20 protein-coding genes and 1 pseudogene are annotated in these 22,941 nt (G+C 66.2%); 16 read left to right on the forward strand and 5 right to left on the reverse strand.

The window, feature by feature from the left end:
• The first annotated feature begins 26 nt into the window (after positions 1 to 26).
• From FHS02_RS31685 to FHS02_RS22005, 4 genes and pseudogenes are all read left to right on the forward strand, one after another.
• Entirely contained in the window at positions 27 to 356 is a 330-nt protein-coding gene (locus FHS02_RS31685) for a hypothetical protein (RefSeq protein ID WP_229422359.1), read from the forward strand.
• Positions 275 to 1,496, forward strand: a pseudogene (locus tag FHS02_RS21995) (aldehyde dehydrogenase family protein). Before FHS02_RS31685 ends, FHS02_RS21995 begins: the two are co-directional and overlap by 82 nt.
• 47 nt (positions 1,497 to 1,543) lie before the next feature.
• The gene (locus FHS02_RS22000; RefSeq protein ID WP_217496861.1) at positions 1,544 to 2,848 is read left to right on the forward strand and encodes an MFS transporter; all 1,305 of its coding nucleotides are present in this window, start codon (positions 1,544 to 1,546) and stop codon (positions 2,846 to 2,848) included.
• 46 nt (positions 2,849 to 2,894) lie between these two features.
• Positions 2,895 to 3,482: a flavin reductase family protein gene (locus FHS02_RS22005; protein WP_137316315.1), complete on the forward strand. Its 588-nt coding sequence runs from the start codon at positions 2,895 to 2,897 to the stop codon at positions 3,480 to 3,482.
• Between the two features lie 52 nt (positions 3,483 to 3,534).
• Here FHS02_RS22005 and FHS02_RS22010 read toward each other — a convergent pair whose 3' ends face one another.
• The 4 genes from FHS02_RS22010 to FHS02_RS22025 all read right to left on the reverse strand — a co-directional run bounded on the left by FHS02_RS22010 (position 3,535) and on the right by FHS02_RS22025 (position 9,596).
• Positions 3,535 to 5,391 carry an ABC transporter ATP-binding protein/permease gene (locus FHS02_RS22010; RefSeq protein ID WP_137316314.1) on the reverse strand — a complete coding sequence of 619 codons (1,857 nt, stop codon included), beginning with the start codon at positions 5,389 to 5,391 and terminating at the stop codon, positions 3,535 to 3,537.
• A 201-nt stretch (positions 5,392 to 5,592) separates the two neighbouring features.
• A complete protein-coding gene (locus tag FHS02_RS22015) occupies positions 5,593 to 6,072 on the reverse strand; it encodes a putative quinol monooxygenase (protein ID WP_229422358.1) in 480 nt (159 codons plus the stop codon).
• Positions 6,073 to 6,198: 126 nt separating this feature from the next.
• Entirely contained in the window at positions 6,199 to 7,497 is a 1,299-nt protein-coding gene (locus FHS02_RS22020) for an MFS transporter (protein WP_137316313.1), read from the reverse strand.
• A 329-nt stretch (positions 7,498 to 7,826) separates the two neighbouring features.
• Entirely contained in the window at positions 7,827 to 9,596 is a 1,770-nt protein-coding gene (locus FHS02_RS22025; RefSeq protein ID WP_229422357.1) for a glycoside hydrolase family 9 protein, read from the reverse strand.
• A 313-nt stretch (positions 9,597 to 9,909) separates the two neighbouring features.
• On the opposite strand from FHS02_RS22025, the gene FHS02_RS22030 reads away from it, so the two are divergent.
• The 4 genes from FHS02_RS22030 to FHS02_RS22045 all read left to right on the forward strand — a co-directional run bounded on the left by FHS02_RS22030 (position 9,910) and on the right by FHS02_RS22045 (position 12,530).
• A complete protein-coding gene (locus FHS02_RS22030; RefSeq protein ID WP_137316312.1) occupies positions 9,910 to 10,302 on the forward strand; it encodes a hypothetical protein in 393 nt (130 codons plus the stop codon).
• 88 nt (positions 10,303 to 10,390) lie between these two features.
• Positions 10,391 to 11,206, forward strand: a complete 816-nt coding sequence (locus FHS02_RS22035) for a 4'-phosphopantetheinyl transferase family protein (protein ID WP_137316311.1) — start codon at positions 10,391 to 10,393, stop codon at positions 11,204 to 11,206.
• Between the two features lie 340 nt (positions 11,207 to 11,546).
• Complete coding sequence (locus tag FHS02_RS22040) at positions 11,547 to 12,128, forward strand: acyl-homoserine-lactone synthase (protein WP_137316310.1); 582 nt, start codon at positions 11,547 to 11,549, stop codon at positions 12,126 to 12,128.
• A gap of 84 nt (positions 12,129 to 12,212) precedes the next feature.
• Entirely contained in the window at positions 12,213 to 12,530 is a 318-nt protein-coding gene (locus FHS02_RS22045) for a helix-turn-helix domain-containing protein (protein ID WP_137316309.1), read from the forward strand.
• Positions 12,531 to 12,540: 10 nt separating this feature from the next.
• Here the strand turns inward: FHS02_RS22045 and FHS02_RS22050 are convergent, their stop codons facing one another.
• The gene (locus tag FHS02_RS22050; RefSeq protein ID WP_175424914.1) at positions 12,541 to 13,305 is read right to left on the reverse strand and encodes a helix-turn-helix transcriptional regulator; all 765 of its coding nucleotides are present in this window, start codon (positions 13,303 to 13,305) and stop codon (positions 12,541 to 12,543) included.
• A 474-nt stretch (positions 13,306 to 13,779) separates the two neighbouring features.
• Here FHS02_RS22050 and FHS02_RS22055 point away from each other — a divergent pair, with 474 nt between their 5' ends.
• From FHS02_RS22055 to FHS02_RS22090, 8 genes are all read left to right on the forward strand, one after another.
• Positions 13,780 to 15,576: a glycoside hydrolase family 2 protein gene (locus FHS02_RS22055; protein WP_175424913.1), complete on the forward strand. Its 1,797-nt coding sequence runs from the start codon at positions 13,780 to 13,782 to the stop codon at positions 15,574 to 15,576.
• A 187-nt stretch (positions 15,577 to 15,763) separates the two neighbouring features.
• Positions 15,764 to 16,630: an STAS domain-containing protein gene (locus tag FHS02_RS22060; protein WP_137316306.1), complete on the forward strand. Its 867-nt coding sequence runs from the start codon at positions 15,764 to 15,766 to the stop codon at positions 16,628 to 16,630.
• A gap of 7 nt (positions 16,631 to 16,637) precedes the next feature.
• Positions 16,638 to 16,994, forward strand: a complete 357-nt coding sequence (locus FHS02_RS22065) for an STAS domain-containing protein (RefSeq protein ID WP_137316305.1) — start codon at positions 16,638 to 16,640, stop codon at positions 16,992 to 16,994.
• A gap of 15 nt (positions 16,995 to 17,009) precedes the next feature.
• Positions 17,010 to 17,426, forward strand: coding sequence for an anti-sigma regulatory factor (locus FHS02_RS22070; protein ID WP_229422356.1), 417 nt, complete (start codon positions 17,010 to 17,012; stop codon positions 17,424 to 17,426).
• Positions 17,411 to 18,469: an ATP-binding SpoIIE family protein phosphatase gene (locus FHS02_RS22075; RefSeq protein WP_137316304.1), complete on the forward strand. Its 1,059-nt coding sequence runs from the start codon at positions 17,411 to 17,413 to the stop codon at positions 18,467 to 18,469. The genes FHS02_RS22070 and FHS02_RS22075 overlap by 16 nt, the downstream gene beginning before the upstream one ends.
• Positions 18,466 to 20,265: an ATP-binding protein gene (locus FHS02_RS22080; protein WP_137316303.1), complete on the forward strand. Its 1,800-nt coding sequence runs from the start codon at positions 18,466 to 18,468 to the stop codon at positions 20,263 to 20,265. Before FHS02_RS22075 ends, FHS02_RS22080 begins: the two co-directional genes overlap by 4 nt.
• A complete protein-coding gene (locus FHS02_RS22085; RefSeq protein WP_137316302.1) occupies positions 20,262 to 21,797 on the forward strand; it encodes a response regulator in 1,536 nt (511 codons plus the stop codon). The genes FHS02_RS22080 and FHS02_RS22085 overlap by 4 nt, the downstream gene beginning before the upstream one ends.
• A gap of 191 nt (positions 21,798 to 21,988) precedes the next feature.
• Positions 21,989 to 22,930, forward strand: coding sequence for a LysR family transcriptional regulator (locus tag FHS02_RS22090; protein ID WP_137316301.1), 942 nt, complete (start codon positions 21,989 to 21,991; stop codon positions 22,928 to 22,930).
• Positions 22,931 to 22,941 lie beyond the last annotated feature (11 nt).

The raw sequence follows: 22,941 nt of genomic DNA on the forward strand, positions 1-22,941 counted from the left end.
TCAACCATCAACACGAAAGGGATACCATGTCTACCGCAACCGCCGCACAAGTCGCCAATCCGTCCACCTCGCCCTTCCAGGCTCCCTACTTCCTGAGCATCGGCGGCCAGCTTGCAAGCGCCGACACCACGTTCGACGTGCTCAATCCAGCCACGGGCAAGCTGCTGGCCCGCGCCCCCGCGGCCAGCATCGAGCAGCTCGATGACGCCATCGCCGCCCCCGCACCGCGTTCAAGTCCTGGTCCACGATCGGCTACGAGCGGCGCCAGCAATACCTGGAAGCCTATGCCGACGCACTCGCTACGCACCGCGACGAACTGGCCCGCCTGCTGGTGCTGGAACAGGGCAAGCCGCTGAAGACCATGGCCGAGCCGGAAGTCGACCAGGCCATCTCGTGGATCCGCCAGATCGCCGCACGCCGCATTCCGGTGGAGATCGTCGAGGAGACCGACAGCCACATCGTCGAACTGCACCATACGCCGCTGGCGTCATCGGCGCCATCACGCCGTGGAATTTCCCGGTGCTGCTGGCCCTGTGGAAAGTCGCGCCCGCACTCATCACCGGCAATACGATGGTCATCAAGCCGTCGCCGTTCACGCCGCTGACCTCGCTGCGCTTCGGCCAGATCGCGCAGTCGGTCCTGCCGCCGGGCGTGCTGTCGGTGGTTTCCGGGAACGATGAACTGGGGCCGCACATGACCGCGCATCCAGATATCGCCAAGATCAGCTTCACGGGCTCGACGGCCACCGGCAAGCATGTGATCCGCTCGGCGGCCGGGACGATGAAGCGCGTCACGCTGGAACTGGGCGGCAACGATGCGGCCATCGTCATGCCCGATGCGGACTGGGAAGCCATCATTCCGCAGCTGTTCTGGGGCGCGGTGGGCAATTCCGGCCAGTGGTGCGTCGGCATCAAGCGGCTCTACGTCCACAGTTCGTACCATGCCCGTTTCGTCGACGCCTTCGTCGCCTACGCGCGCCGGCAGAAACTGGGTGACGGCCTGGATCCGGAAGTCACGGTGGGGCCGGTGCAGAACCGCATGCAGTTCGAGAAGATCAAGACCTTCCTCGACGACATCAGGGCCAAGGGCTACAAGGTCGTGCTGGGTGGCGAAGTGGACCCGGACCGTCCCGGTTATTTCATCCCCGTGACCGTGGTCGACAACCCGCCGGAAGATTCGATGATCGTGCAGGAAGAACAGTTCGCCCCGATCGTGCCGACATTGCCTATGACGATGTCGACGACGTCGTCGAACGCGCCAACGACAGCCCGTTCGGCCTGGGCGGTTCCGTGTGGGGCCGCGACACCCGCGCCGCCGTTGCCGTCGCCAACCGCCTCGAGACCGGCATGGTGTGGGTCAACGAAATCCATACCCAGGGCGTGGACATCCCGTTCGGCGGCCACAAGCAGTCGGGCCTGGGCACCGAGCACGGCAGCGAGGGCCGGCAACTGTTCACCAATCCGAAAACCGTTCTCATCCACAAATCGCATTCATAAATAAAACCATGCCCGGGCCGAGGCCCGGGCCATCCAGGAGAAATGCCGTGTCCGTCCAATTCACTTCCCCCATCGGTGCGCGCCTGTTTGCTGCCCCGGCCGCCGCCCCAGCCGCCGACGCCGCAGCGATCCCGCAGGTGCCGCGGCAACCAGCTGCGCCCGCAGCCAGCGGCTCCCTGTCGATGGCTGCCGCCATCCTTTGCGTGGTGCTGGTCGCGCTTACCCTGCGTCCGGGCATCGTGTCCATCGGCCCGCTGCTGCCCGCCATCATCGGGGAATTCGGCCTGTCGCACACGCAGGCAGCGCTGCTGACGGCCATTCCCACATTACTGATGGGCCTGCTGGCCGCGCCGGTGCCCTGGCTGTCGCGGCGCTTTGGCCGCGACAGGGTCATGCTGGCCGCCCTCGCGCTGCTGACCTTGTCGAGCCTGCTGCGGGCGTTCGCCGGTTCGGTGGCACTGCTGTTCGTCACGACCGTCGGCATCGGTGCCGGCATCGCGATCGCCGGGGTGCTGATCGCGGGTTTCGTCAAGGCCGGGTTTCCCAAAAAGGTGGCGATCTTCATGAGCCTGTATGCGACCGCGCTGGCGCTGGGCAGCACGCTGTCGGCCGCGGCCACGGGATCGATCGCCGCATGGACGGGCGGCTGGCGCTGGGCCTCGGGCGTCTGGATGGTGCCCGGCGTGCTTGCCTTGCTGGCCTGGCTGTTCGTCACGAAGCGCAGCGTGGCACCGGCCGGCGCGCCGGCGGGCGCGCCGCGCTACGGCATGCCCTTCCGCAACCCGACGGCATGGCTGATCGCCCTCTTCTTCGCCTGCAATAACTTCGTGTTCTATGCCTGCATCTCCTGGCTGGCGCCGATGTACGTGGAAGCCGGCTGGACACCGTCGCACGCCGGCCTGCTGCTGGCCACCTTCACACTGGCGTTCATGGCGGCCAACCCCGTGTTCGGCTTCCTGAGCCGCGACGAAGACCGGCGGCTGCCGCTCGCGCTGGGCGCCGGTACCGCGCTGGCCGGCATGCTGGCGATGGCGCTCGCGCCAACGGTATCGCCGTACCTGGTGGTGGCCGTCCTGGCATTCGGCACCGGCGGCTCGTTCACGCTGTCGATGACGCTCCCCCTCGACAACACACGGCATGCCGAGGAAACCGGTGCGTGGAATGCCTTCGTGCTGCTCGTCAGCTACACGGTGGCTGCCGCCGGTCCGCTGGCGGTGGGCCAGCTGCGCGACGCCAGCGGCTCTTTCCACTCCTCGCTCTGGCTGCTCGTGGCGGTGGGTGCCGCGATGGTGGCGCTGACACCGTTCCTTCAGCCGCACCGCCACAGGAACGGCGTCGCGGAGGCGGCATGACTGGCGCTACACTGCGGGCACCCGCATCGAACCGAAAGGAATTTGCATGAACGAACACATCGCACCGGTACCGCTGGATAAAGCCTACCGCCTGCTCAACCACGGCCCCACCGTGCTGGTATCCGCCCGCCACGAGGGTGTCGAGAACGTCATGGCGGCGGCATGGGCCTGCGCGCTCGACTATGCGCCGCCCAAGCTGACCGTCGTCCTCGACAAGGGCGCGGCAACCCGCGCACTGGTCGAGAACAGCGGGCGCTTCGTGATCCAGGTGCCGACCGTACGGCAGCTCGAGTTGACGTACCAGGTCGGCCACCGCAGCCTGGCCCGCGAACCGGACAAGCTGGAACACAGCGGTGTCGAGCTGTTCGGCATGCCGGGCTTCGATCTGCCGTTCGTGGCCGGATGCTCGGCGTGGCTCGCGTGCCGGGTGCTGCCCGAGCCCCGCAACGAGGCGACCTACGATCTGTTCATCGGAGAAGTCGAAGGCGCGTGGTCGGACACCCGGGTATTCAAGGATGGCCACTGGCATTTCGAGGCCGCCGATCCCGGCCTGCGCAGCCTGCACTATATCGCCGGTGGATTCTTCTATGCGATCGGCGAACCGATGCAGGCGGGGGAAACCGCGCCGGAGTAAGTCCGGACCAGGTGCGCCGTACGGGCCAACCGATGGCGCCGTTCTTCCCAGCCTACCCCGCCGCGACCACTTGCAGCGGCACGGCCACCTGCGGGGCGGTACCGCTGCTGCGCACGGTGGCGACGGGCTCGTCGAACCGGTAGCCGCTTGCCTCGTGCACCTCCCAGCCGCCCTCGCCCATCAGATGCAGCACGTGGGTATGGTGGCGCAGCACCGCCGGGCGGTGGGCAATGCTGATCAGCGTGGTGCCGCTGTCACGCAGGCGTGTGTACAGCGAGGCTTCGTTGGCGCAATCGAGCGCACTGGTCGCTTCGTCCAGGATCACGATGCTCGGTCCATGCACCAGCACGCGGCCGAAGGCCAGGCGCTGCTGTTCGCCGACCGACAGCAGCTTTGCCCAGTCGCGCACGGCATCCAGGCCGCCGACGCGCCCGGCCAGGTGCGGCAGGTGAACCTGCTCGAGGATCTCCAGCAGTTGCTCGTCGCTCAGGCTCGACTCGGCGCTGGGGTAGATCAGTTGGCTGCGCAGCGTGCCCGGCTGCAGGTACGGCTGCTGGGGCAGGAAGAAGAAGTCTTCCATCGGTGGATGGTGGATCACGCCGCTGCCGGTATGCCACAGGCCCGCGATCGCCCGCAGCAGCGAGCTCTTGCCGCAGCCGCTGTCGCCCGTGATCAGCAGCGCATCGCCCGGCTTCAGGACCAGCGACAGTTCCTTGATGAGCACCCGTTCCGATTGTGGCGGATGCAGCGTCACGGCCTCCAGCGCTAGGTGTTTTCCCTGCCGCGTCTGGATGCGCGGGTGCTTGTCGCCGACGGCGGCATTGGCCCCTCCGTCGGCCAGCACGAGGTCCGACAGCGCCTGCAGCCGACCGATGCCCGCCACGAAGCGGCTCAGGCTTTCGAAGTTGTCGACGATGATGCCCACCGCTGCCAGCACGGCGGTGAACGCGCCGGCCGCCTGGATCGCCCGCCCCACTTCCAGCCGGCCGGACAGAACGCCTTCGGCCAGGATCACGAACGGCAGCACCAGCGTGAGCTGGCTGAACGTGCGCTGGAACAGGTTGAGGGAACGCTGTTTCCTGATCAGCCGTGAAAAATTATGGATCACCTTCTCGAACCTGCTGTCGATATGCGCGCGCTCCTGCGCTTCGCCGCGGTAGAACGCGATCGATTCGGCATTTTCGCGCAGGCGCATCAGGCTGAACCGGAAATCGGCCTCGCGCCGCAACTGCCAGAAATTCAGGTGGATCAGCGGCGTGCCGAACACCCACAGGGCAACCACGGTACCGACCAGCGCATATACCGCCAGCACGCCGACCAGCAGGTGCGAGATCGACCACAGCACGGCGCTGAACGCCACCAGCTGCATGATCGAGCCCAGGAAGACCAGCAGGAAATGGATGGACCTGCCGGTGAACGTGTTGATGTCTTCGCTGATGCGCTGGTCCGGGTTGTCGATCTCGCCATCCGATCCCAGCTCGTAGTACTTGCGGCGTTTCAGGTAGCCATCGAGGAAACGGCCGGTGAGCCAGCGCCGCCACTGGTTGGCGAAGACGTCGCGCATGTAGTAATAAAACGCGTAGATCGGTACCGCGAACGCCAGGATGATCAGGCAGGAGCGCACGGAATTCCAGAAGCGGTCGCTGTTCTTGCCGGCCAGTGCCGAGGTCATCTCGCCGGCCTGGTTGTTCAGCATGACGGCCAGCTGGGTTTCCACCATCATCAGCGCGATCAGCAGCACCAGCAGCAGCCAGGCCTGCTTCTTCTGGTCTTCGAGCCAGTAAGGCTTGGCCACGCTGACGAACTGTTTCCATGCTGCGAGCGACAGGGGTGCTGCTCGCTGTCTCTTCTTCGGTACCGCGCACTCATCGTTGGCTGCGCTGCTGGCTGCGGGGGGCGGCGTCTTCATTGTCGTTATTCCGATAGTCACCCAGGCGCGAAGGTGCTTCCTGGGCATGACCCAGCATACGGAAAGGAATGGAAGCGTTCAGTGCGGAAACGGACATAACATGACACAAGCGCCGATATTGTTTCCGGAGAGGAAAGGCGGGCTGAACAAGCGGGACCGGCAAGCCGGGCCATGGTGCCCGAGCACGATGGCCATGCCGGGCTACCGGTTCGGCATTTTCCGGAACATCGTGCCCATGGTTTGCGCATCGGTCGCGTGCATGTCGACCAGCTTCAGCGATTTCACCATGTGCAGCGTCCCGGACTTGTATTTCTGGAAGTGCGGCGTCTTCAGGTGCGCCTCGTAGGCCTGGCGGCTGGCATAGATCTCGAGAATCCTGAATTCGGTATCGCTGTCCCGCCGGGACATCGGGAAGATGGCGATCACACCCGGTTCCAGCCGCACCGACGCTTCCGCTTCTTCCTGCAGGATTGCCTTGTATTGTTCCAGGTGCTGCGCGTGGACCTGGATCTCCGAGATCCGCACGATCATCTGCTCCTGCTCCTTCCCCTGCGCCTGGGCCAGGCTGGCGGCGAACAGCAGCCAGCCCGCGACCAGCGCGACGAGAAATCCCCACAGCCGATGCGGCAGCGGCCGGCCACGGGATTCGTTCGCCATTGCCTGGCTGGTCCAGACGGCCATGCCTGCCTCCTTGATGTGATCGTTTGAGGGTGATCTGATCGTTTGAGGGTGATCTGATCGTTTGACGGGCGCGTGGACGGACCGCCGCCACCGCTTCCCCTCCTGTCGCATCTTAGCAAAGGCCGGTCACTTCACCTGTCCCGCAGGTTCCGGAATCGGCCGCACCACCAGGAACAGATACGACATCGCTCCCAGGAAAGCCATGCCGGCGCCCGTCAGCAGCGCCGGTACGAACGACCAGGTCTGCGCGATGTAGCCGGTCAGCACGGGCGCCAGCGCGCCGCCCAGGAAGCCGCCGAAATTCTGCAGCGCGCCCAGCGAACCCACGCTGCTGGGCGGCGCCACCACCGTGGCGAGCGACCAGGCGCAGGCCGATGACGCGTTGGCGAGGAAGATCACGATCGAGATGCAGGCCACGGCCACCACGTTGCTCTCGGCCAGCGCCGCCGGGATCGTGAACGCCACCATGCCCAGCGTGGCCACCACCACCGCGTTGCGGCGGCCGGCCACCTTCGAGACCGTCATGCGGGCAACGCGGTCCGATGCCCAGCCGGCGACCAGCGCGCCGGCGAATCCGCACAGGAACGGGATCGACGCGGCGATGCCGGCCTGCGCCAGGTCCATGTGGCGCTCGGTGCGCAGGTAGCCCGGCAGCCAGGTGAGGAATACCCAGTTCAGGTACACGGAGCCGAAAAAGCCCAGCATCATGCCCCATGTCGCCCGGTAGCGGAACAGGGCGCGCCAGGCGGCGAAACCGGCAGCCGGTGCGGCTGGCGCAGCGTCGTCCACTTCGAGGTAGGCGCGTTCCTCGGCAGTCAATTGCGCGCGCACCGGGTCCCTGTAGACGGCGATCCAGACGATGGCGGCCACGATGCCCAGCGCGCCGGTCACGAAGAAGGCCCAGTGCCAGCTCGTGGCGGCGATCAGCGGCGGCAGGCACAGCGGCGCCAGCGCCACGCCCAGCGGCGAGGCCGAATTGAAGACGCCGGTCGGCGTGCCGCGCGAGCGTGCCGGGAACCAGTTGCTGACGACCCGCGCGGCAGCCGGGAATTGCGGCGCCTCGCCGATGCCCAGCGCGATCCGCACGACGAGGAACCAGCCGAAGGTCGACGCCAGGCCGCCGGCGGCCTGTGCCAGCGACCACAGCACCAGGCCGGCGCCGAGCAGCCAGCGCGGCCCCACCTTGTCGACCAGTACCCCTACCGGCAACTGGCAAATCGCGTAGCTCCATGAAAACGCCGACAGCAGCACGCCCATCTCGCCCAGCGACAGGCCGAGGTCGGCGCGGATGTATTCATTGGCCACGGCCAGCGTGGCACGGTCCAGGTAATTGATGACGCCGCAGACCAGCAGCAGCGCGAGGGAGATCGCCTGGCTGCGGCGGATGCGGGGCGGAATGGCGGCGGGGGCCGGGCGATTGGACATGGTCGGATGCAGCCTGCGCCGTGCTCCAGGCAACGGGTCGGCTGCTTGTAGTGAATAAGGGAAATGCCGGCGAGTATAGTTCACCGGCATCATGCAGGCCCAGTCGAGCTGGTCTCAAAACAACACCGGAAACAGTCCCTAGTGCCACTCAGTTAGCGACTTCGGATGCCTCGCCAGCGGTGCGGACTGGTGTCGGACACCGGCTGTTCGGTGTCGGACACCGGTTTTTCGACGCGTTTTGCCCGTTTTCTTCCGCAGAAAACCGGTGTCCGACACCTGAAGGTGTCCGACACCAGCGGTCGCGGCGCTACGGCCTCAGGAGCCGTGCATCATTTCCCGGCGGCCGGCGTCAACGCCTGCACCCCGGCCGACACATAGACCAGCGGTGCATTCCAGTTGATCGCCACCTCGTTGCTGGCATACGAACAGGCGTGGTCCACGTACGACCTCGCCGGCAGCGCCGATGGGTACGGCACCGGGCAATCCTTCTTGTCCTGCTGCGCGGGCTGCGGTCCGCCGACGATCCAGCCCGGCACCGGCGCGCGGATGCCGTCCGCTTCCGAGGGCCGGTGATGCGGGTGCATCGGCGACTTCGTGCCGAAGCCGGTGACGAACGAGATGCCGACGGCATTGCGGCCCAGCGCATAGTCGAGCCCCGCCTGGGCCGCGTCCAGGTAGTCGCGCTTGCTGGTCATCCGGTAGCCATGCAGCAGCACCATCGCCTGGTTCAGCGCCACCGCGCTGCTGCCCCAGACATAATCGGCGGGCTGCATCGGAATGCCGTACGCCGACTTCTTCCAGCCCGCCGCCAGGCTGGCGGACAGCGTGTCGATCCGGCTGGCGATCAGTGCCTTGTCCGCCGCCGCGTTCAGCGTGTCGCGGTGCCGCGCGAGCGACATCCACGCCAGGCCGCGCACTTCGGCCCACGACGGCACGCTGGCCTGCAGCGCGGGCGCGTTCATCGCCTTGTACCAGGCCGCGTCGCCGGTGGTCACGAACAGCTCGGCCGCGGCCCAGCCGAATTCGTCGCTGACGTCCTTGTCGCCGTATTCGCCGGTCGACACGTCTTTCGGCTGCTGGTAGTAGACGCGGGGATGGGCCTGCGCCCATTGCCACGCGGCCTTCGACGCCGCGAGCATGCGTGCCGCCATGCCGGGCATCTGCTGCTCGTACGGCGCGTACACGCGGCTGGCCATGGCCATCACGGCGGCGAAGTTCAGCGCGGCGGCCGTGGTTTTCTGCACCACGTAGCGCGGCTGCGTGGCCTTGTCCGGCATCACCATGCCGTCGAAACCCAGGTTGGTCAGCTTGTGGTACACGCCGCCATCGGCCGGGTCCTGCATCGTCAGCATCCATTCCAGGTTCCACAATGCCTCGTCGAGCAGGTCCGGCAAGGCGTTGCCGCTTTCGGGAATGCCCAGGTTTTGCGCCTTGAACAGGGCCGGGAAGTCTTCCCAGGCCGCCAGCAGCGTGTACGTGGTGATGCCGGAATTGACGATGTACTTGTTGTAGTCGCCCGCGTCATACCAGCCCTTGGGGCTGGCGATGACGGTCCCCGCCGGCCGCGCCGGCGAGGCGGCCGACGCGTGGACCAGCACGCGCGTGTCCGGATGGCCTGCCGGGCGCTTGAAGATGCCGGCATGCCGTTCCTCCAGCGGAATGGCCGTGCGATTGAAGTAGAACGCCTTGATCGACGCGGCGTTCACTGCCTGGAATACCCCTGGTCCCACGTCGAACGGCGGCGAATCGGGCAGGCCTGCGACGCGTACCTGGTAGCGGCCCGGCGTGGCGAGCGCCGTGAAGGTGGCCAGCCGCACCCGGTCGCCGGATTCCGGCGCGGCTGCGGCGGGCGCCAGCGCTCCGTCCAGCACGACGGTATCGGTGCCGGCCTTGACGATGGCGAAGCTGCGTGCCGCGCCGTCCGGCACCACGGCGACTTTCGCCGCTCCCGGCAGGAAGCCGAGCTGGTTGAGCGCGATGGCGGGGGCGGGCTGCGGCTGTGCCGCCGAAGCCGTCGCGGAAATGGCCATGCAGGCGAACGGCAGCGCCAGGGCGGGCAGCTTGCGCAGGGGGAGGAACCGCAGGGGGACGTGTCTCAATGTCTTATTCCTTATTGTCTGTGTGGCGGCGAAAATGGAAAACCGAAGTGAAAACGTTTTCACTCCCCGATGGTCGCGCACTTTGCAAGGAAGGGCAACTTGCAGCGCAGCAGAATCGGCGCAACACCTATCAATTCTGCTAGTGATGCATCGCCGGCGGCTCTGGTTTAATAGTTTGTGCTGGACACGTTGCCGGCAACGCCGCCGGCGCGCGCAATCAGACTGACCATCAGATCAACCATCCACGAACGGGGACGCGCGGGCGGCATCGGCCGCCCACCCGCCCCGGGCATCCTGACGTAAGGAGAAGACCTTGCACCATCTGCTGATCCTGGCTCGCGGCGATGCGCGCACCTACCGCTCCGCCGATGGCGGCTCCCTGCTCGACCAACTGCCTTTCGAAGTGACGCTGTTTGCCGACGGCAGCGACGGTCCGGCGCTGCGCGCGCTGGAAGGCGAGCATGAAATCTTCGTCGTGCGCTGGAACGATGGCCCGCAGGTGGCCAGCCGCGCGGCGCAGCTTCACACGGCGGTGCCGTTCACTTCGGTGGCCGCCTTCGACGATCGGCTGGTCGGCCTGGCCTCGCAGATCCGCGACGCGCTCGGCCTGGAAGGCATGTCGATGCGGGCGGCCGAACTGTTTCACCAGGTACTGCGCAACCGCATGGCCACCGGCGAATGGCAAGCTGCCTGCGTGGAATGCTAGTCGCCGCGCCGTCTTCGCCGCGCAATCGGATGTCCCCGCCCATGTCCGTCCGGACCCGCCAGCCGCTGTGGCATCTCCGTTGAGGCACATGATGCACGACGCGAACCTGCAACTGCTGCCGCTGGCAATGCCGCAGCCGTTGCCGCTGCCGGTCGATCCCCGCGACCTGCCGGCGCGTAACGCCGTGGCGATCTACCTGATGGAACTGCAACCGGCGGCCGATCCGGCACGGACGGATGGGTACCTGCCCCTGCTTGCCATCGCCGAACTGGCGCGCTGGCGCGCGATCCGGCCAGGGCAATGCCAGTGGCAGTACCTGCAAAGCCGCGTGCTGCAGCGCGTCGTGCTGGGCGCGTACGTGGACGACGACCCGCGCGCGCTGGCATTCAAACGCGACCGGTGGGGCCGGCCCTGCCTGGCCGAGCACGAGGAACTCCATTTCAGCCTGTCGCACTGCGCAACGCACGTGGCCCTGGCGATCGGCAGCGATCCGCTGCTGGGCGTCGACGTCGCCACCATGGTGCCGGTGCGCCGCGGCTTCATGCGCATCGCCCACCGGCTGTTCCACCAGGGCGACCTGGCACAGTTGCTCGACTGTCCGGAAGAGCGCCGCTACCACCGCTTCCTGGAACTGTGGACGCTGAAGAGAGCGTACTCGAAGGCCCTGGGTCCCGGCATGGCCAGGTCGATGGCCGATTGCGGCTTCGGGCGCACGCCGGAGGGATTGATCGTCGCCCAGGACCGGGCGCCGCTGCCGGACCGTACGGCGCCGGACGGGTTCGTCGCCGTGCGCCGCATGCGCGACTGCCAGCTCGCCCTCGCCTACCGCCGGGGCCGGCCGGTACGGTTCCGCTACCTGCACGGCAGTGCCGCCTTGCCCTGGCCGGAAACCGCCGCCAGCTGACAACGCGCGGACGGCAGGGATAACAAATTCCTTGCAGCCCGATTTCCAGCGCACTCAATACAAGCCGCGGTCGCGGCATCCCGCTGCCGCAGCCCTGCCGAATAATCTCCATTCGGGAATGCGAGCACTGGCGGGCTAGCATTTAAATCCGTTTCTGTCCCTATCAGTTCTACCAGTATGGCCCGGCCATTCTACTAGTAGAACCGGGAGTTATTAAGTTTAGCCAGGACGCATAAAGTACCTACATCAACTGCATTCAAAAGGCAGCGCGGCAGATAGCGAAAGATAGGTAACAAACCAAAGTCCAGACTTAACGAGATAATCCACAGGGAGAAATAACATGGCTTCGATAATTCAAATTGGTCAGCGTCAGGAGTTTTCCCGCAACGAGCTGCGTGATATTCACGTGCTGCGCGCCAAGGTGTTCCGCGATCGCATGGGCTGGGAAGTGCCGGTGTTGGACGGCATGGAAATCGACGGTTACGACGCGCTCGAACCCCACTATATGGTGATTCGCGACGACGCCAGCAAGGTGTGCGGCTGCTGGCGCATGATGCCGACCGAAGGCCCCTACATGCTGAAGGATACGTTTCCGCAGCTGCTGCATGGCGCGGCCGCGCCGGTGGACGGGCAGGTCTGGGAACTGAGCCGCTTTGCGATCGAGACGGACGGCGATTCGAAATTCGGTTTCGCGGAGCGGGCACTCGCGGCGATGCGCGGCATCGTGACCTTCGCCGACCAGCATGGCATCCGCAAATACGTGACCGTGACGACGACGGCGGTGGAGCGGCTGCTGCGCCATACCGGCGTGGAAACCAGCCGCATGGGCCCGCCGCTGCAGATCGGCGTGGAACGTGCGGTGGCGCTGGAAATCCACCTGGGCGAGAAAACCCGCGCAGCGCTGTTCGGCACCGTTCACTGAAATACACATGCTGAAATAACACATGCCGGCGCGGGTCAGCGCGCCGGCACCTGGTTCAATCCTGTCACCATATCGGGTTTTATCATGAACAAAATCGATCGCTTCGGCCTCGCCCAATGGATGCCTGCTCCGCACTTCAATACGGAGACACAGGAAACGCATACGATGACGCAGCATGATCACGACCTGATTCGCGACCTGCGCTATGTGATGCATGAAAACCAGACGCAGTTCTGGCGCCGTTTCGGTGTCACGCAAACGCAGGGCAGCCGCTTCGAGCGCGGCCGGAGCATTCCGCTGCCGGTGCTGCTGCTGATCCGCCTGTACCTGCTCCGCATCGTGGGCGACGATCACCTGCACACGGTGCGCGCGCCGGAATTCGGCAGCACTGCCGCCAAGTAAGCAATGCCTGCTAGCCCGGCAGGTCGATCAAGCCCAACCGTATGGCCTTGATGACGACGTCGTTGCGGCGGCTCACGCCGAACTTGCCGCGCAGGTTGGCGATATGAAAATTGACGCCCGCTTCCGAGATGCTCAGGATGCGGCCGATCTCCCAGGCTGTCTTGCCGGCGCACATCCATTGCAGGCAATCGCGCTCGCGTGCCGTCAGCACCGGCGCCGCTTCGGCAGGCGGCGGCGCGGCGTGCACATACTGGTGCAGCGAGTCGAAAGCGACGTCGCGCAGCAGCGCCAGGGCGCCCAGGTTCTGGTTCAGGTCTTTCAGGAAGTCCGGCCCCGGATTGCCGTCGCGCACGCAGGTGAGCATGCCGATCTCGCCATCCACGCCGCGGATCGGCAGCGTGACGCCCACCTTCAGGCCGAACGCCGAGGCTTCTTCGTACAGGGCCTGCTGTTCTGCCGTCTTGAACGATTGCGGCAGCCACACAAAGGGCGAGCTGGAGCGGAAACAGTATTCGACCGTGGGATCGGTGGCGCGCAGGTTGTTGCGATCGTAGTAGTCGCGCCACCGGTCCGGGTAATTGCTGCGTAAATACACTTCGCCGATATTGAGTTTCGGCTGCGGGATCACGGCGAACATGACGTTATCGAAACCCAGTTCGCGTGCCGCCGCCTGCAGGCGCAGCACGGCATCCGGCTCGTCCGCCGCATTCATCAACGCGTCGTAGGGGGAGAAAAAGCCCGGCATCAGGCCGGCACTGCCAGGCACCTCTTCCATGCCTTCCTCCAGGATGATCGGAAAAACGCGGCCACGGAACGGCATGGCTGCCGGCTGAACATGCTTCCAGTGCCTGACAAATCCGCGAGGCTGCTTGGCATCTCCCCGCACCGGCGTACTGTCATCTCGACGCGCCTTGCCATGAAAGTCTTGTCAGGCGCTTCTAGCCTAAACATTTTAGCAATTATTTCCGCCGGTCGGGGAAAAGGCATTGCCTTGTTGCGGCGCAGTACACACGGCCCGTTACTTGCATCGCGCGCCCGCGCAGGCCCCTGCTGGCGCGGCGGGCTGCCATGGTGCAATGCAGCAGCCGACGCTATGACTTTACAGCCGCGGCACCACCATCCCGGGATGCTCGCCAGGGCCATCCCCGCCGAGCGCAGCTGCAGCGTCGTGCGCATTCGCACGCCCGCCCGTGCGGCCGCCGGTCGATCCGTGCGTCCGGCAAATCGCGTCTCGGGCTACCATGTTTCGATGACCACGACCGACATCCTCCACCCCCGTCCCCAACTGACCCGGCCCGACTGGATCAGCCTCAACGGCACCTGGGAATTCGCGTTCGACGATGAAGACCAGGGCCGCAACGATGGCTGGCACGATGGCCGCGCCCTGCCGCGCTCGATCGAGGTGCCGTTCCCGTACCAGAGCGAGCGCTCCGGCATCGGCACGCACGACGTGCATGAAATCGTCTGGTATGCCCGCACGTTCGACGTGCCGGAGCAATGGCGCGGCAATGAAAGCGATGAACCGCACGACCTGCTGCTGCACTTCGGCGCAGTCGACTACAGCACCGAAGTGTGGATCAACGGCCGGCTGGCGGGCCGCAACCGCGGCGGCCACGTGCCGTTCTCGTTCAACATCGCGCCGTTCCTCGTGGACGGCGCCAACCGCATCACGTTGCGTGTCGAAGACCGGCAGGACATGTACCAGCCGCGCGGCAAGCAGTCGTCGTCCGGCAAGCCGGTGCGCATCTATTACTGGTGCACCACCGGCATCTGGCAGACCGTGTGGCTGGAACCGGCGCCGCCGGTGCGCATCGACTCGCTGCGCTGGCTGAAGACGGAGCCGGACGGACGCCTGTCGGTCGAGGTGCACCTGCACGCGCCGTCGGCCGGCTGGACCGTGGAGCTGGACGTGCTCGACGAGACCGGCAACCGGGTCGCCTTCGCCCAGGCGGAAACGCGCTTCGCCACCGCCACGCTGGATGCGCGGATCGATGCGCCGCAAGCCTGGTCGCCCGACCATCCCTACCTGTACGGCCTGCGCGTGCGCCTGGTGGCCGACGGCCGGGTGCTGGACGAAATCGGCTCCTACTGCGGCCTGCGCCGCTTCGAGGCGCACGACGGCCATTTCCGCCTGAACGGCGAGCGCACCTTCCTGCTGATGGTGCTGGACCAGGGCTACTGGCCCGATACCAACCTGGCCGCGCCATCGGTGGACGCGCTGCGCACGGATGCCGAGTGGATCAAGCGCCTGGGTTTCAATGCCGTACGCAAGCACCAGAAGATCGAGGACGAGCGCTGGCTGTACTGGTGCGACCGGCTGGGCCTGCTGGTCTGGGAAGAAATGCCGAACACGCGCAGCTGGTCGCTGGACGCCGAGGAAGCTCTGCTGTCGGAATGGGAACGCGCCGTCGAGCGCGATGCCGGGCATCCGTGCATCGTGGCCTGGGTGCCGCTGGTGGAAAGCTTCGGTTTCCCGGCGTTGTACCGCCATCCCAGCCAGCAGGCATTCATCGAAAAACTCGTGCTGCGCACGCGCCGGCTCGATCCGGGCCGCCTGGTGGTCGACAACGACGGCTGGGAACACACCGATCTGACCGACGTCTGCTCGATCCACGACTACACGCAGCCCGGCGACAAGCTGGCCGCGCGCTACGCCGAAGCGCAGCAGACCGGCGTGCCGCCCCTGAAGGGCTGGTACAAGGACAAGCCGCTGTTCCTGCCCGGCGGCAAATACCGCGGACAGCCGGTCGTACTGTCGGAAGTGGGCGGCTTTCTCAGCGAACCCGAGGGGGCCGATGCGCCGCGCGACCGGCTGTTCGACTATTACGGCAGCGTGCGCTCCGGCGACGAACTGCTGGCGCGCTACCGCGACCTGATGGAAAGCCTGGGCACCCTCACCTTCCTGGCCGGTGCCTGCTACACGCAGTTCACCGACGTCGAACATGAAAAGAACGGCCTGCTGACGTTCGACCGCCAACCCAAGATCGACCCCGAACAGGTCGCATCGCTGCACCGCGCGCTGCTGGAACGCTACCGGAACGGCTGAACACTCATCCAGCGTCTTCGGCCGAGCCCGTGTCCCCGTGCCTGGCACCGGGACACGGGCTCGGCCGTTTTCGCCTTTCTTTTGCTTCCAGGTTCGTATCGTGTGGCAAGGAAATGTTTCAAATCGTATCATTGCGGGTCGTATCAAACTGTTACACTGATTCGTTTGAAATTTTTCCGGAGATCGCATGAGCATGGCAACGACCGGCCACCTGGCCAAGATTCTTACTGACAACCAGGAGGCATTGCTGGAAGGCTGGCTGGGCGGGATGCTGTCCCGTATGGTGCGCCGCGACAAGGCGGCCGAAGGCGAGATCCGCCAGCAGGCCAGCCGCTTCCTGGTACTGGTTGCCCGTACCGTGGGGACCGGCCAGAGCTACGATTTCGATGCCCAGGCCTGGAGCGAAGTGCGCCAGCTGCTGGCCGAAATGTCCGCCGCGCGCGTGCGCCAGGGCTTTTCGCCGACCGAAACGGCCAGCTTCATCTTCTCGCTGAAGGAACCGGTGTTCGCCCTGTTGCGCACCAGCCTGGCGGGCGACCCGGCAGCGCTGGCTGCCGAGGTCACCGACACGGGCGCGCTGTTCGACCGCATGGGCCTGTATACGATCGAGGAATACCAGCGCAGCCGCGAAAGCGTGATCATGCGCCAGCAACAGGAGCTGCTGGAGCTGTCGACACCGGTCGTGCAGCTGTGGAAAGACGTGCTGGCACTGCCGCTGATCGGCACGCTCGACAGCGCGCGCACCCAGGTCGTGATGGAAAACCTGCTGCAGAAGATCATCGAAACGGGCGCCTCGATCGCCATCATCGACATCACGGGCGTGCCGACCGTGGACACGCTGGTGGCCCAGCATCTGCTGAAGACGGTCGCCGCCGCGCGCCTGATGGGCGCCGACTGCATCATCAGCGGCATCCGGCCGCAGATCGCGCAAACCATCGTGCACCTGGGCGTCAACCTGGAGGACGTGACCACCAAGGCGACGCTGGCCGACGCCTTCCTGGTGGCGCTGAAACGCGTCGGCGCCACCGTGGTACGCGCCGAAACGGCCTTCTGAGGCAATCATGGAACGTATTCCCATACTGAAGATGGGCGACATGCTGCTGGTCACCATCCAGGTCGACATGCACGACCGGCTGGCGATGACGCTGCAGGACGACCTGACTTCCCGCATCGTCAAGGATCGCGCACGCGGCGTGCTGATCGACATCTCGGCGCTCGACATCGTCGACTCGTTCATCGGCCGCATGATCAGCAACACGGCGGCGATGGCGCGCATCCTCGATGCGCGCACGGTACTGGTCGGCATGCAGCCGGCGGTTGCCATCACGCTCGTCGAGCTGGGCCTGACGCTGCATGGCGTGCAGACGGCACTGAACGTCGAAAAAGGCGTCCAGCTGCTGAAACAGAGCGCTGGCTAACCGGAAAGGCGATCCTTGAGCAATATCGATGTCGATGCAGTGGTACTGCCGGTTCGTTCCGACGAGGATGTGGTGCGGCTGCGGCAATCCGTGCGCGAGCAGATGATTGCCGCCGGTTTCTCGCTGATCGACCAGACCAAGATGATCACGGCGGCCAGCGAACTGGCCCGCAACACGCTGCGCTACGGCGGCGGCGGCGAGGCGCACATGGAGAAGCTGCTGAACGGTGCCCGCAAGGGCGTCGGCCTCACCTTCATCGATCATGGCCCCGGCATTCCCGATATTCCGCGGGCACTGACGGACGGCTATACCACCGGCGGCGGCATGGGCCTCGGCCTGTCCGGCGCCAAGCGCCTGGCCGACGAATTCGAACTCGAATCGGCACCTGGCCAGGGCACTACCGTAAGAATCTGCAAATGGAAACCATACTAGCCGCCGAACACCGGCAGAGCTGCCATGCCCTCGCGGACGGCAGCCAGGTCGCGGCGGTGCGCCGCGCCGCTGTCGACCTGTGCACGCGGCTCGGCTTCGATGAAACGGCGGCCGGCGAGGTGGCGATCGTCGTCACCGAAGCGGCCACCAACATTCTGAAGCACGCCGGGCACGGCGAGATCCTGCTGCGCCCGCTGTGCCAGCGTGGTGTGCACGGCCTGGAAATCCTGGCCCTCGACAGCGGCGCCGGCATGGCCAACGTGGCCGCCAGCCTGGCCGACGGCCGTTCCACCGCCGGCAGCTACGGCGTGGGCCTGGGCGCCATGCGGCGCCTGGCGGCGGAGTTCGACATTTACAGTGCGCCCGGCCGCGGCACCGCCGTCATGATGGCCATGTGGCCGCGCCAGTTGACGGACATGACACCGGCCGAGGCGGCCCGCCATGCGCCCGCGCTGCACTGGGGCGCCGTATGCCTGCCGATGCATGGCGAAGACCTGTCCGGCGACAGCTGGACGCTGGCGCACGATGCCACCTCGGCCACGGTGATGGTGGCCGATGGCCTGGGGCACGGCCCGCTGGCGGCCCAGGCTTCCGAGCTGGCCGCCACCATGGTCGCCCGCGAACCGGCGCTGCCGGCCGGCACGCTGCTCAACGACATGCACGCGGCGCTGCGGCCCACCCGCGGCGCCGCCGCCGCCGTCGCCCGCATCGACATGCTCGACGAGACGATCACGTTTGCCGGGGTCGGCAACATCGCCGCCCACCTGTTCGCCGGCGACGACCGGCGCCAGCTGGTGTCGCACAACGGCATCGTCGGCAGCAACGTGCGCAAGGTGCAGGAATTCGGCGCGCCGTGGGCCGATGCGGCGCTGCTGATCCTGCATTCGGACGGCATCAACTCGCGCTGGCGCCTGGAGGACTACCCGGGCCTTGTGGCCTGCCATCCGGCCCTCATGGCCGGTGTGCTGTACCGCGACTTCAGCCGCGGCCGCGATGACGTGACGGTGCTCGTGGTTCGCGATTACCGGGGATGGCAGGCATGAGCATCCGCGTCCTCACGCTGCGCATCGAGCAGGAGCTCGACGTGGTCGCCTCGCGCCAGCGGGCGCGCCAGATCGCCGCGCTGTGCGGCTTCAACGCGCAGGACCAGGCGCGCATCGCCACCGCCGTGTCGGAGCTGGCGCGCAACGTGTACAGCTATGCCGGCAACGGCCGCGTGGAATTCGCCGTCGAGGGCACCACGTCGCCGCAACTGCTGGTGATCCGCATCGAGGACAAGGGACCGGGCATTCCCCACCTGGACCTCGTGCTGTCCGGCCGCTACCAGTCGCGCACCGGCATGGGCATGGGCATCATCGGCGCGCGCCGGCTGATGGACCAGTTCGACATCCAGACCGCGACCGACCAGGGCGCCGGCACCGGTACTGGCACGGCAGTTGGCACCTCAACTGGCACCACCATCACGCTGAAGAAGCTGCTGCCGCACGATGCGCCGCTGCTGACAGCGGCCAGCGTGGGCGAGATGAGCGCGCAGTTCGCGGCGCTCGCGGCGGACGTGTCGGTGGCCGAGGTGCAGCAGCAGAACAAGGAGCTGCTGGCCACGCTGGCCGAGCTGAAAACGCGCCAGGACGAGCTGATGCAGCTGACCCGCGAGCTGGAGGACACCAACCGCGGCGTGGTGGCACTGTATGCGGAGCTCGATGAAAAGGCCGACCACCTGCGCCGCGCCGACGAGATGAAGACACGCTTCCTGTCGAACATGAGCCACGAGTTCCGCACGCCGCTGTCGTCGATCCGCGCGCTGACGCGGCTGCTGCTGGAACGGGTCGATGGCGAGCTGACGCCGGAACAGGAAAAGCAGGTGCGTTTCATCCTGAAGGGTGCCGAGTCGCTGACCGAACTGGTCGACGACCTGCTCGACCTGGCCAAGATCGAGGCGGGCAAGATCGACGTGCGCGCCGCGCCGTTCGAAGTGAACGACATGTTCTCCGCGCTGCGCGGCATGCTGCGCCCGCTGCTGGTCTCGTCCACCGTGGAATTGCTGTTCGACGAGCCCGAGGGGCCGATCACGATGATGACGGACGAAGCGAAGGTGTCGCAAATCCTGCGCAACTTCATTTCGAACGCGCTGAAGTTCACCGAAGCGGGCCACGTGCGCGTGTCGGCCACGCTGCTGCCGAAAGGCGACGCGGTGCGCTTCGAGGTGGCCGACACCGGCATCGGCATCGCGCCCGAGCACCAGCAGCTCATCTTCGAGGAATTCTCGCAGGTGGAAAACCGGCTGCAGCACCGCGTCAAGGGCACCGGCCTGGGCCTGCCGCTGTGCCGCAGGCTGGCCAACCTGCTGGGCGGCTCCGTGTCGCTGCGAAGCGCGCCCGGTGCCGGCTCCACGTTCTCCGCCACCATCCCGCTGCTGCATGACGACATGCCGCAACCGCACGTACTGCGCCCGGATGCGCCGGATGCCGCCGGTATTCCCGTGCTGGTGGTCGAGGACGACCGCTCGACCCAGCTGCTGTACCGCAGTTACCTGCGCAACACCGGCTACCGCGTGATCGCCGCGCGCAGCGTGTGGGAAGCGGAACAGGCATGGGCCGTGGAACGGCCGGCCGCGATCATCCTGGATTTGTACCTGAACGGCGGCGACAGCTGGCGCTGGCTTGCCCGCATCAAGGACGACGAACACCGCAAGCATGTACCGGTCATTATCGCTTCCGAAGTGGCGGACCGCCAGAAGGCGTTTTCGCTGGGGGCGGATGCCTATTTCAGCAAGCCCGTCGCGCGCGACGAACTGCTGGCGCAGTTGAATACCCTCTGCCATCAGGAGAGACCATCATGAAGGCCCCCCCGCACGATCCCGTGATCCTGAATGTCGACGATACCGATGCCGCGCGCTACGCGAAGACGCGCATCCTGCAACGCGCCGGCTTTCGCGTGCTGGAAGCGGGCAGCGGCGCGGAAGCGCTGCGCATGGCCCACGAAGCGTCGCCCGACCTGGTGCTGCTCGATACCAAGCTGCCGGACATCAACGGCTTCGAAGTGTGCCGCCAGCTGAAGCAGGATCCGCTGACGGCCATGGTGCTGGTGCTGCAAACCTCGGCTTCCTACCTGTCGTCGCCGGACAAGGTGCGCGCGCTCGACAGCGGCGCCGACAACTACCTGTTCGAACCGATCGAACCGGAAGAGCTGGTGGCCAACGTGCGAGCGCTGCTGCGGCTGGGCCGGGTGGAGCGCGAACTGCGCGACGTGGACCGCCGCAAGGATGAATTCCTGGCGATCCTGGCGCACGAACTGCGCAATCCGCTGGGCCCGATCCGCAATGCCGTCGAACTGCTGCGCAGCCTCGATCCGCACTCCTCGCCGGCCCAGGAAAACGCGCGCCGCGTGATCCTGCGCCAGACCGACCACATGGTGCGACTGGTGGACGACCTGCTGGACGTTTCGCGCATCTCGCAAGGCAAGATCACGCTGCGCCGCGCCCAGGTGGAGCTGTGCGGCCTGCTGAGAAGCGCCGCGGAAACGGCCGAACCGAACATCGCCGCGCGCCAGCATGTGCTGACGGTGAAGCTGCCGGACCACGAGATCTGGGTCGATGGCGACAGCGTGCGCCTGACGCAGGTGGTCGGCAACCTGCTGAACAACGCCGCCAAGTTCACGGCGCCCGGCGGCCGCATCGCGCTGGCCGCCTGCCTGGAAGGCGATGAGGCGGTGATCCGCGTGACGGACAACGGCATCGGCATCCCCGCCGAACAGGCGGAAACGATCTTCGACCTGTTCGCCCAGGCCGGCCATTCGCCGGACCGGGTACAGGACGGGCTGGGCATCGGCCTGTCGCTGGTGCGCACGCTGGTCAACCTGCATGGCGGCGACGTAAGCGTGCACAGCGAAGGCACGGGTGAAGGCAGCACGTTCGAGGTGCGCCTGCCCACGCTGCCCCGCACGCCCGCGGCCGACGAATCCGATTGCATCGTCCCGGCCGCGGCGCCGGCCAGGCCGGCCGATGCGCACCGTATCCTCGTCGTCGACGACAACGTCGATTCCGCCGAGATCGTGGCGGCGCTGCTGCAATTCACCGGCCACGAGGTGCACATGGCGCACGACGGCGCCAGCGCGATCGAAGCGGCACTGCGGCTGCGCCCGGACGTGGTCTTCCTCGATATCGGCCTGCCCGACATGAGTGGCGTGGACGTGGCGGCCACGCTGCGCACCTATCCGGAACTGGAGAAAACGGTGCTCATCGCACTGACCGGCTATGGCCAGGACAAGGACCGCATGGGCGCGATGGCGGCCGGCTTCAATCATCATCTGACGAAACCAGTCAACATGGAAACGCTGAACGACACCGTGCGCACGTTCATGCGGAAGCAGTAATGTTGCCGGAAAAATGGGGACGTACCCCATTTTTCCGGCAACATCGCTTTCAGATCGACCACTTGGGCGCCCGATCGAGCACGTGTGGCCCGCTGCAATCTATTTACAGTCGATACATGGATTGTCTGCACCCGGCATGAAAGATCACGTATATTTGACATATCCGTATCCGTATAGACACAGCCTTTGCCATGTCCGCCCTGCCGCAGCATCTCGACATTCACCTGATCCGCATCCTGTACCTGCTGCTGGTGGAAAAGAACGTTTCGCGGGTGGCGTTGAAGCTGAACCAGCCGCAGCCCTCCATTTCGGCCTCGCTGCGCAAGCTGCGCGAGCTGACGGGCGATCCGCTGCTGGTGCGCGGCGCCCGCGGCATGGTGCCTACCCAGCACGGCGAAAGCCTGCTGAAGCCCGCCAAGCGCATCCTCGACGAGACCGAGAACCTGTTCGTCAAGAAGACGCCCTTTGCACCGCAGGAGGAAGCACGCACGTTCAACATCGCCGCGCCGGATTACCTGGACAGCCAGTTCCTGCCAAGCGTGGTGGCGCTGCTGCGGCGCGGCTCGCCGAAGAGCCGCGTCGTCATTCACAGCCTGGGGCCGGGGGTCGACTATGTGCGCATGCTGTCCGATGGCGACATGGACCTGGTCATCGCGAACTGGGATGAACCGCCCCAGCACCTGCACATCTCGAAGCTGTTCGAGGATCCGATCGTCTGCGCGATGCACGCCTCCAGCCCGTACGCCAAGCGCACCGCCGACGATGCGATGACGCTGCATGAATACCTGACGCTGCCGCACGTGGCGCCGTCGCAGATGGTGCAGGGTTCCGTCGGCGTGATCGACGCCTTCCTTGAACGCCAGGGCCTGCACCGCAACGTGGCAGTGGAATCGGCGTACTTCGGCCTGATTCCCTACATGCTGATGCAGTCGGACCTGGTACTGACGACGGGCCGCCAGTTCATGCAGTTCTACGAGAAAACGCTGCCGCTGAAGCTCTTCACGGTGCCCGTGAAATTCCCGCCGATGCGCTTCTACCAGCTGTGGCACGAGCGGGTGCACCAGTCGCCCGAGCACAAGTGGCTGCGCGACCAGGTGACGGCGGCGGCCAAGGCGCTGGTGAAGGGACGATAGCGAACACGGCG

The organism is Pseudoduganella umbonata, from assembly GCF_014192225.1.
Classification (GTDB): domain Bacteria; phylum Pseudomonadota; class Gammaproteobacteria; order Burkholderiales; family Burkholderiaceae_D; genus Rugamonas; species Rugamonas umbonata.

Coding starts and splice junctions, on each gene's coding strand:
- FHS02_RS31685 (WP_229422359.1), top strand. CDS start 27: ATGTCTACCGCAACCGCCGCACAAGTCGCCAATCCGTCCACCTCGCCC.
- FHS02_RS22005 (WP_137316315.1), top strand. CDS start 2,895: ATGAACGAACACATCGCACCGGTACCGCTGGATAAAGCCTACCGCCTG.
- FHS02_RS22010 (WP_137316314.1), bottom strand. CDS start 5,391: ATGAAGACGCCGCCCCCCGCAGCCAGCAGCGCAGCCAACGATGAGTGC.
- FHS02_RS22015 (WP_229422358.1), bottom strand. CDS start 6,072: ATGGCCGTCTGGACCAGCCAGGCAATGGCGAACGAATCCCGTGGCCGG.
- FHS02_RS22020 (WP_137316313.1), bottom strand. CDS start 7,497: ATGTCCAATCGCCCGGCCCCCGCCGCCATTCCGCCCCGCATCCGCCGC.
- FHS02_RS22035 (WP_137316311.1), top strand. CDS start 10,391: ATGATGCACGACGCGAACCTGCAACTGCTGCCGCTGGCAATGCCGCAG.
- FHS02_RS22040 (WP_137316310.1), top strand. CDS start 11,547: ATGGCTTCGATAATTCAAATTGGTCAGCGTCAGGAGTTTTCCCGCAAC.
- FHS02_RS22045 (WP_137316309.1), top strand. CDS start 12,213: ATGAACAAAATCGATCGCTTCGGCCTCGCCCAATGGATGCCTGCTCCG.
- FHS02_RS22050 (WP_175424914.1), bottom strand. CDS start 13,305: ATGGAAGAGGTGCCTGGCAGTGCCGGCCTGATGCCGGGCTTTTTCTCC.
- FHS02_RS22055 (WP_175424913.1), top strand. CDS start 13,780: ATGACCACGACCGACATCCTCCACCCCCGTCCCCAACTGACCCGGCCC.
- FHS02_RS22060 (WP_137316306.1), top strand. CDS start 15,764: ATGAGCATGGCAACGACCGGCCACCTGGCCAAGATTCTTACTGACAAC.
- FHS02_RS22065 (WP_137316305.1), top strand. CDS start 16,638: ATGGAACGTATTCCCATACTGAAGATGGGCGACATGCTGCTGGTCACC.
- FHS02_RS22075 (WP_137316304.1), top strand. CDS start 17,411: ATGGAAACCATACTAGCCGCCGAACACCGGCAGAGCTGCCATGCCCTC.
- FHS02_RS22080 (WP_137316303.1), top strand. CDS start 18,466: ATGAGCATCCGCGTCCTCACGCTGCGCATCGAGCAGGAGCTCGACGTG.
- FHS02_RS22085 (WP_137316302.1), top strand. CDS start 20,262: ATGAAGGCCCCCCCGCACGATCCCGTGATCCTGAATGTCGACGATACC.
- FHS02_RS22090 (WP_137316301.1), top strand. CDS start 21,989: ATGTCCGCCCTGCCGCAGCATCTCGACATTCACCTGATCCGCATCCTG.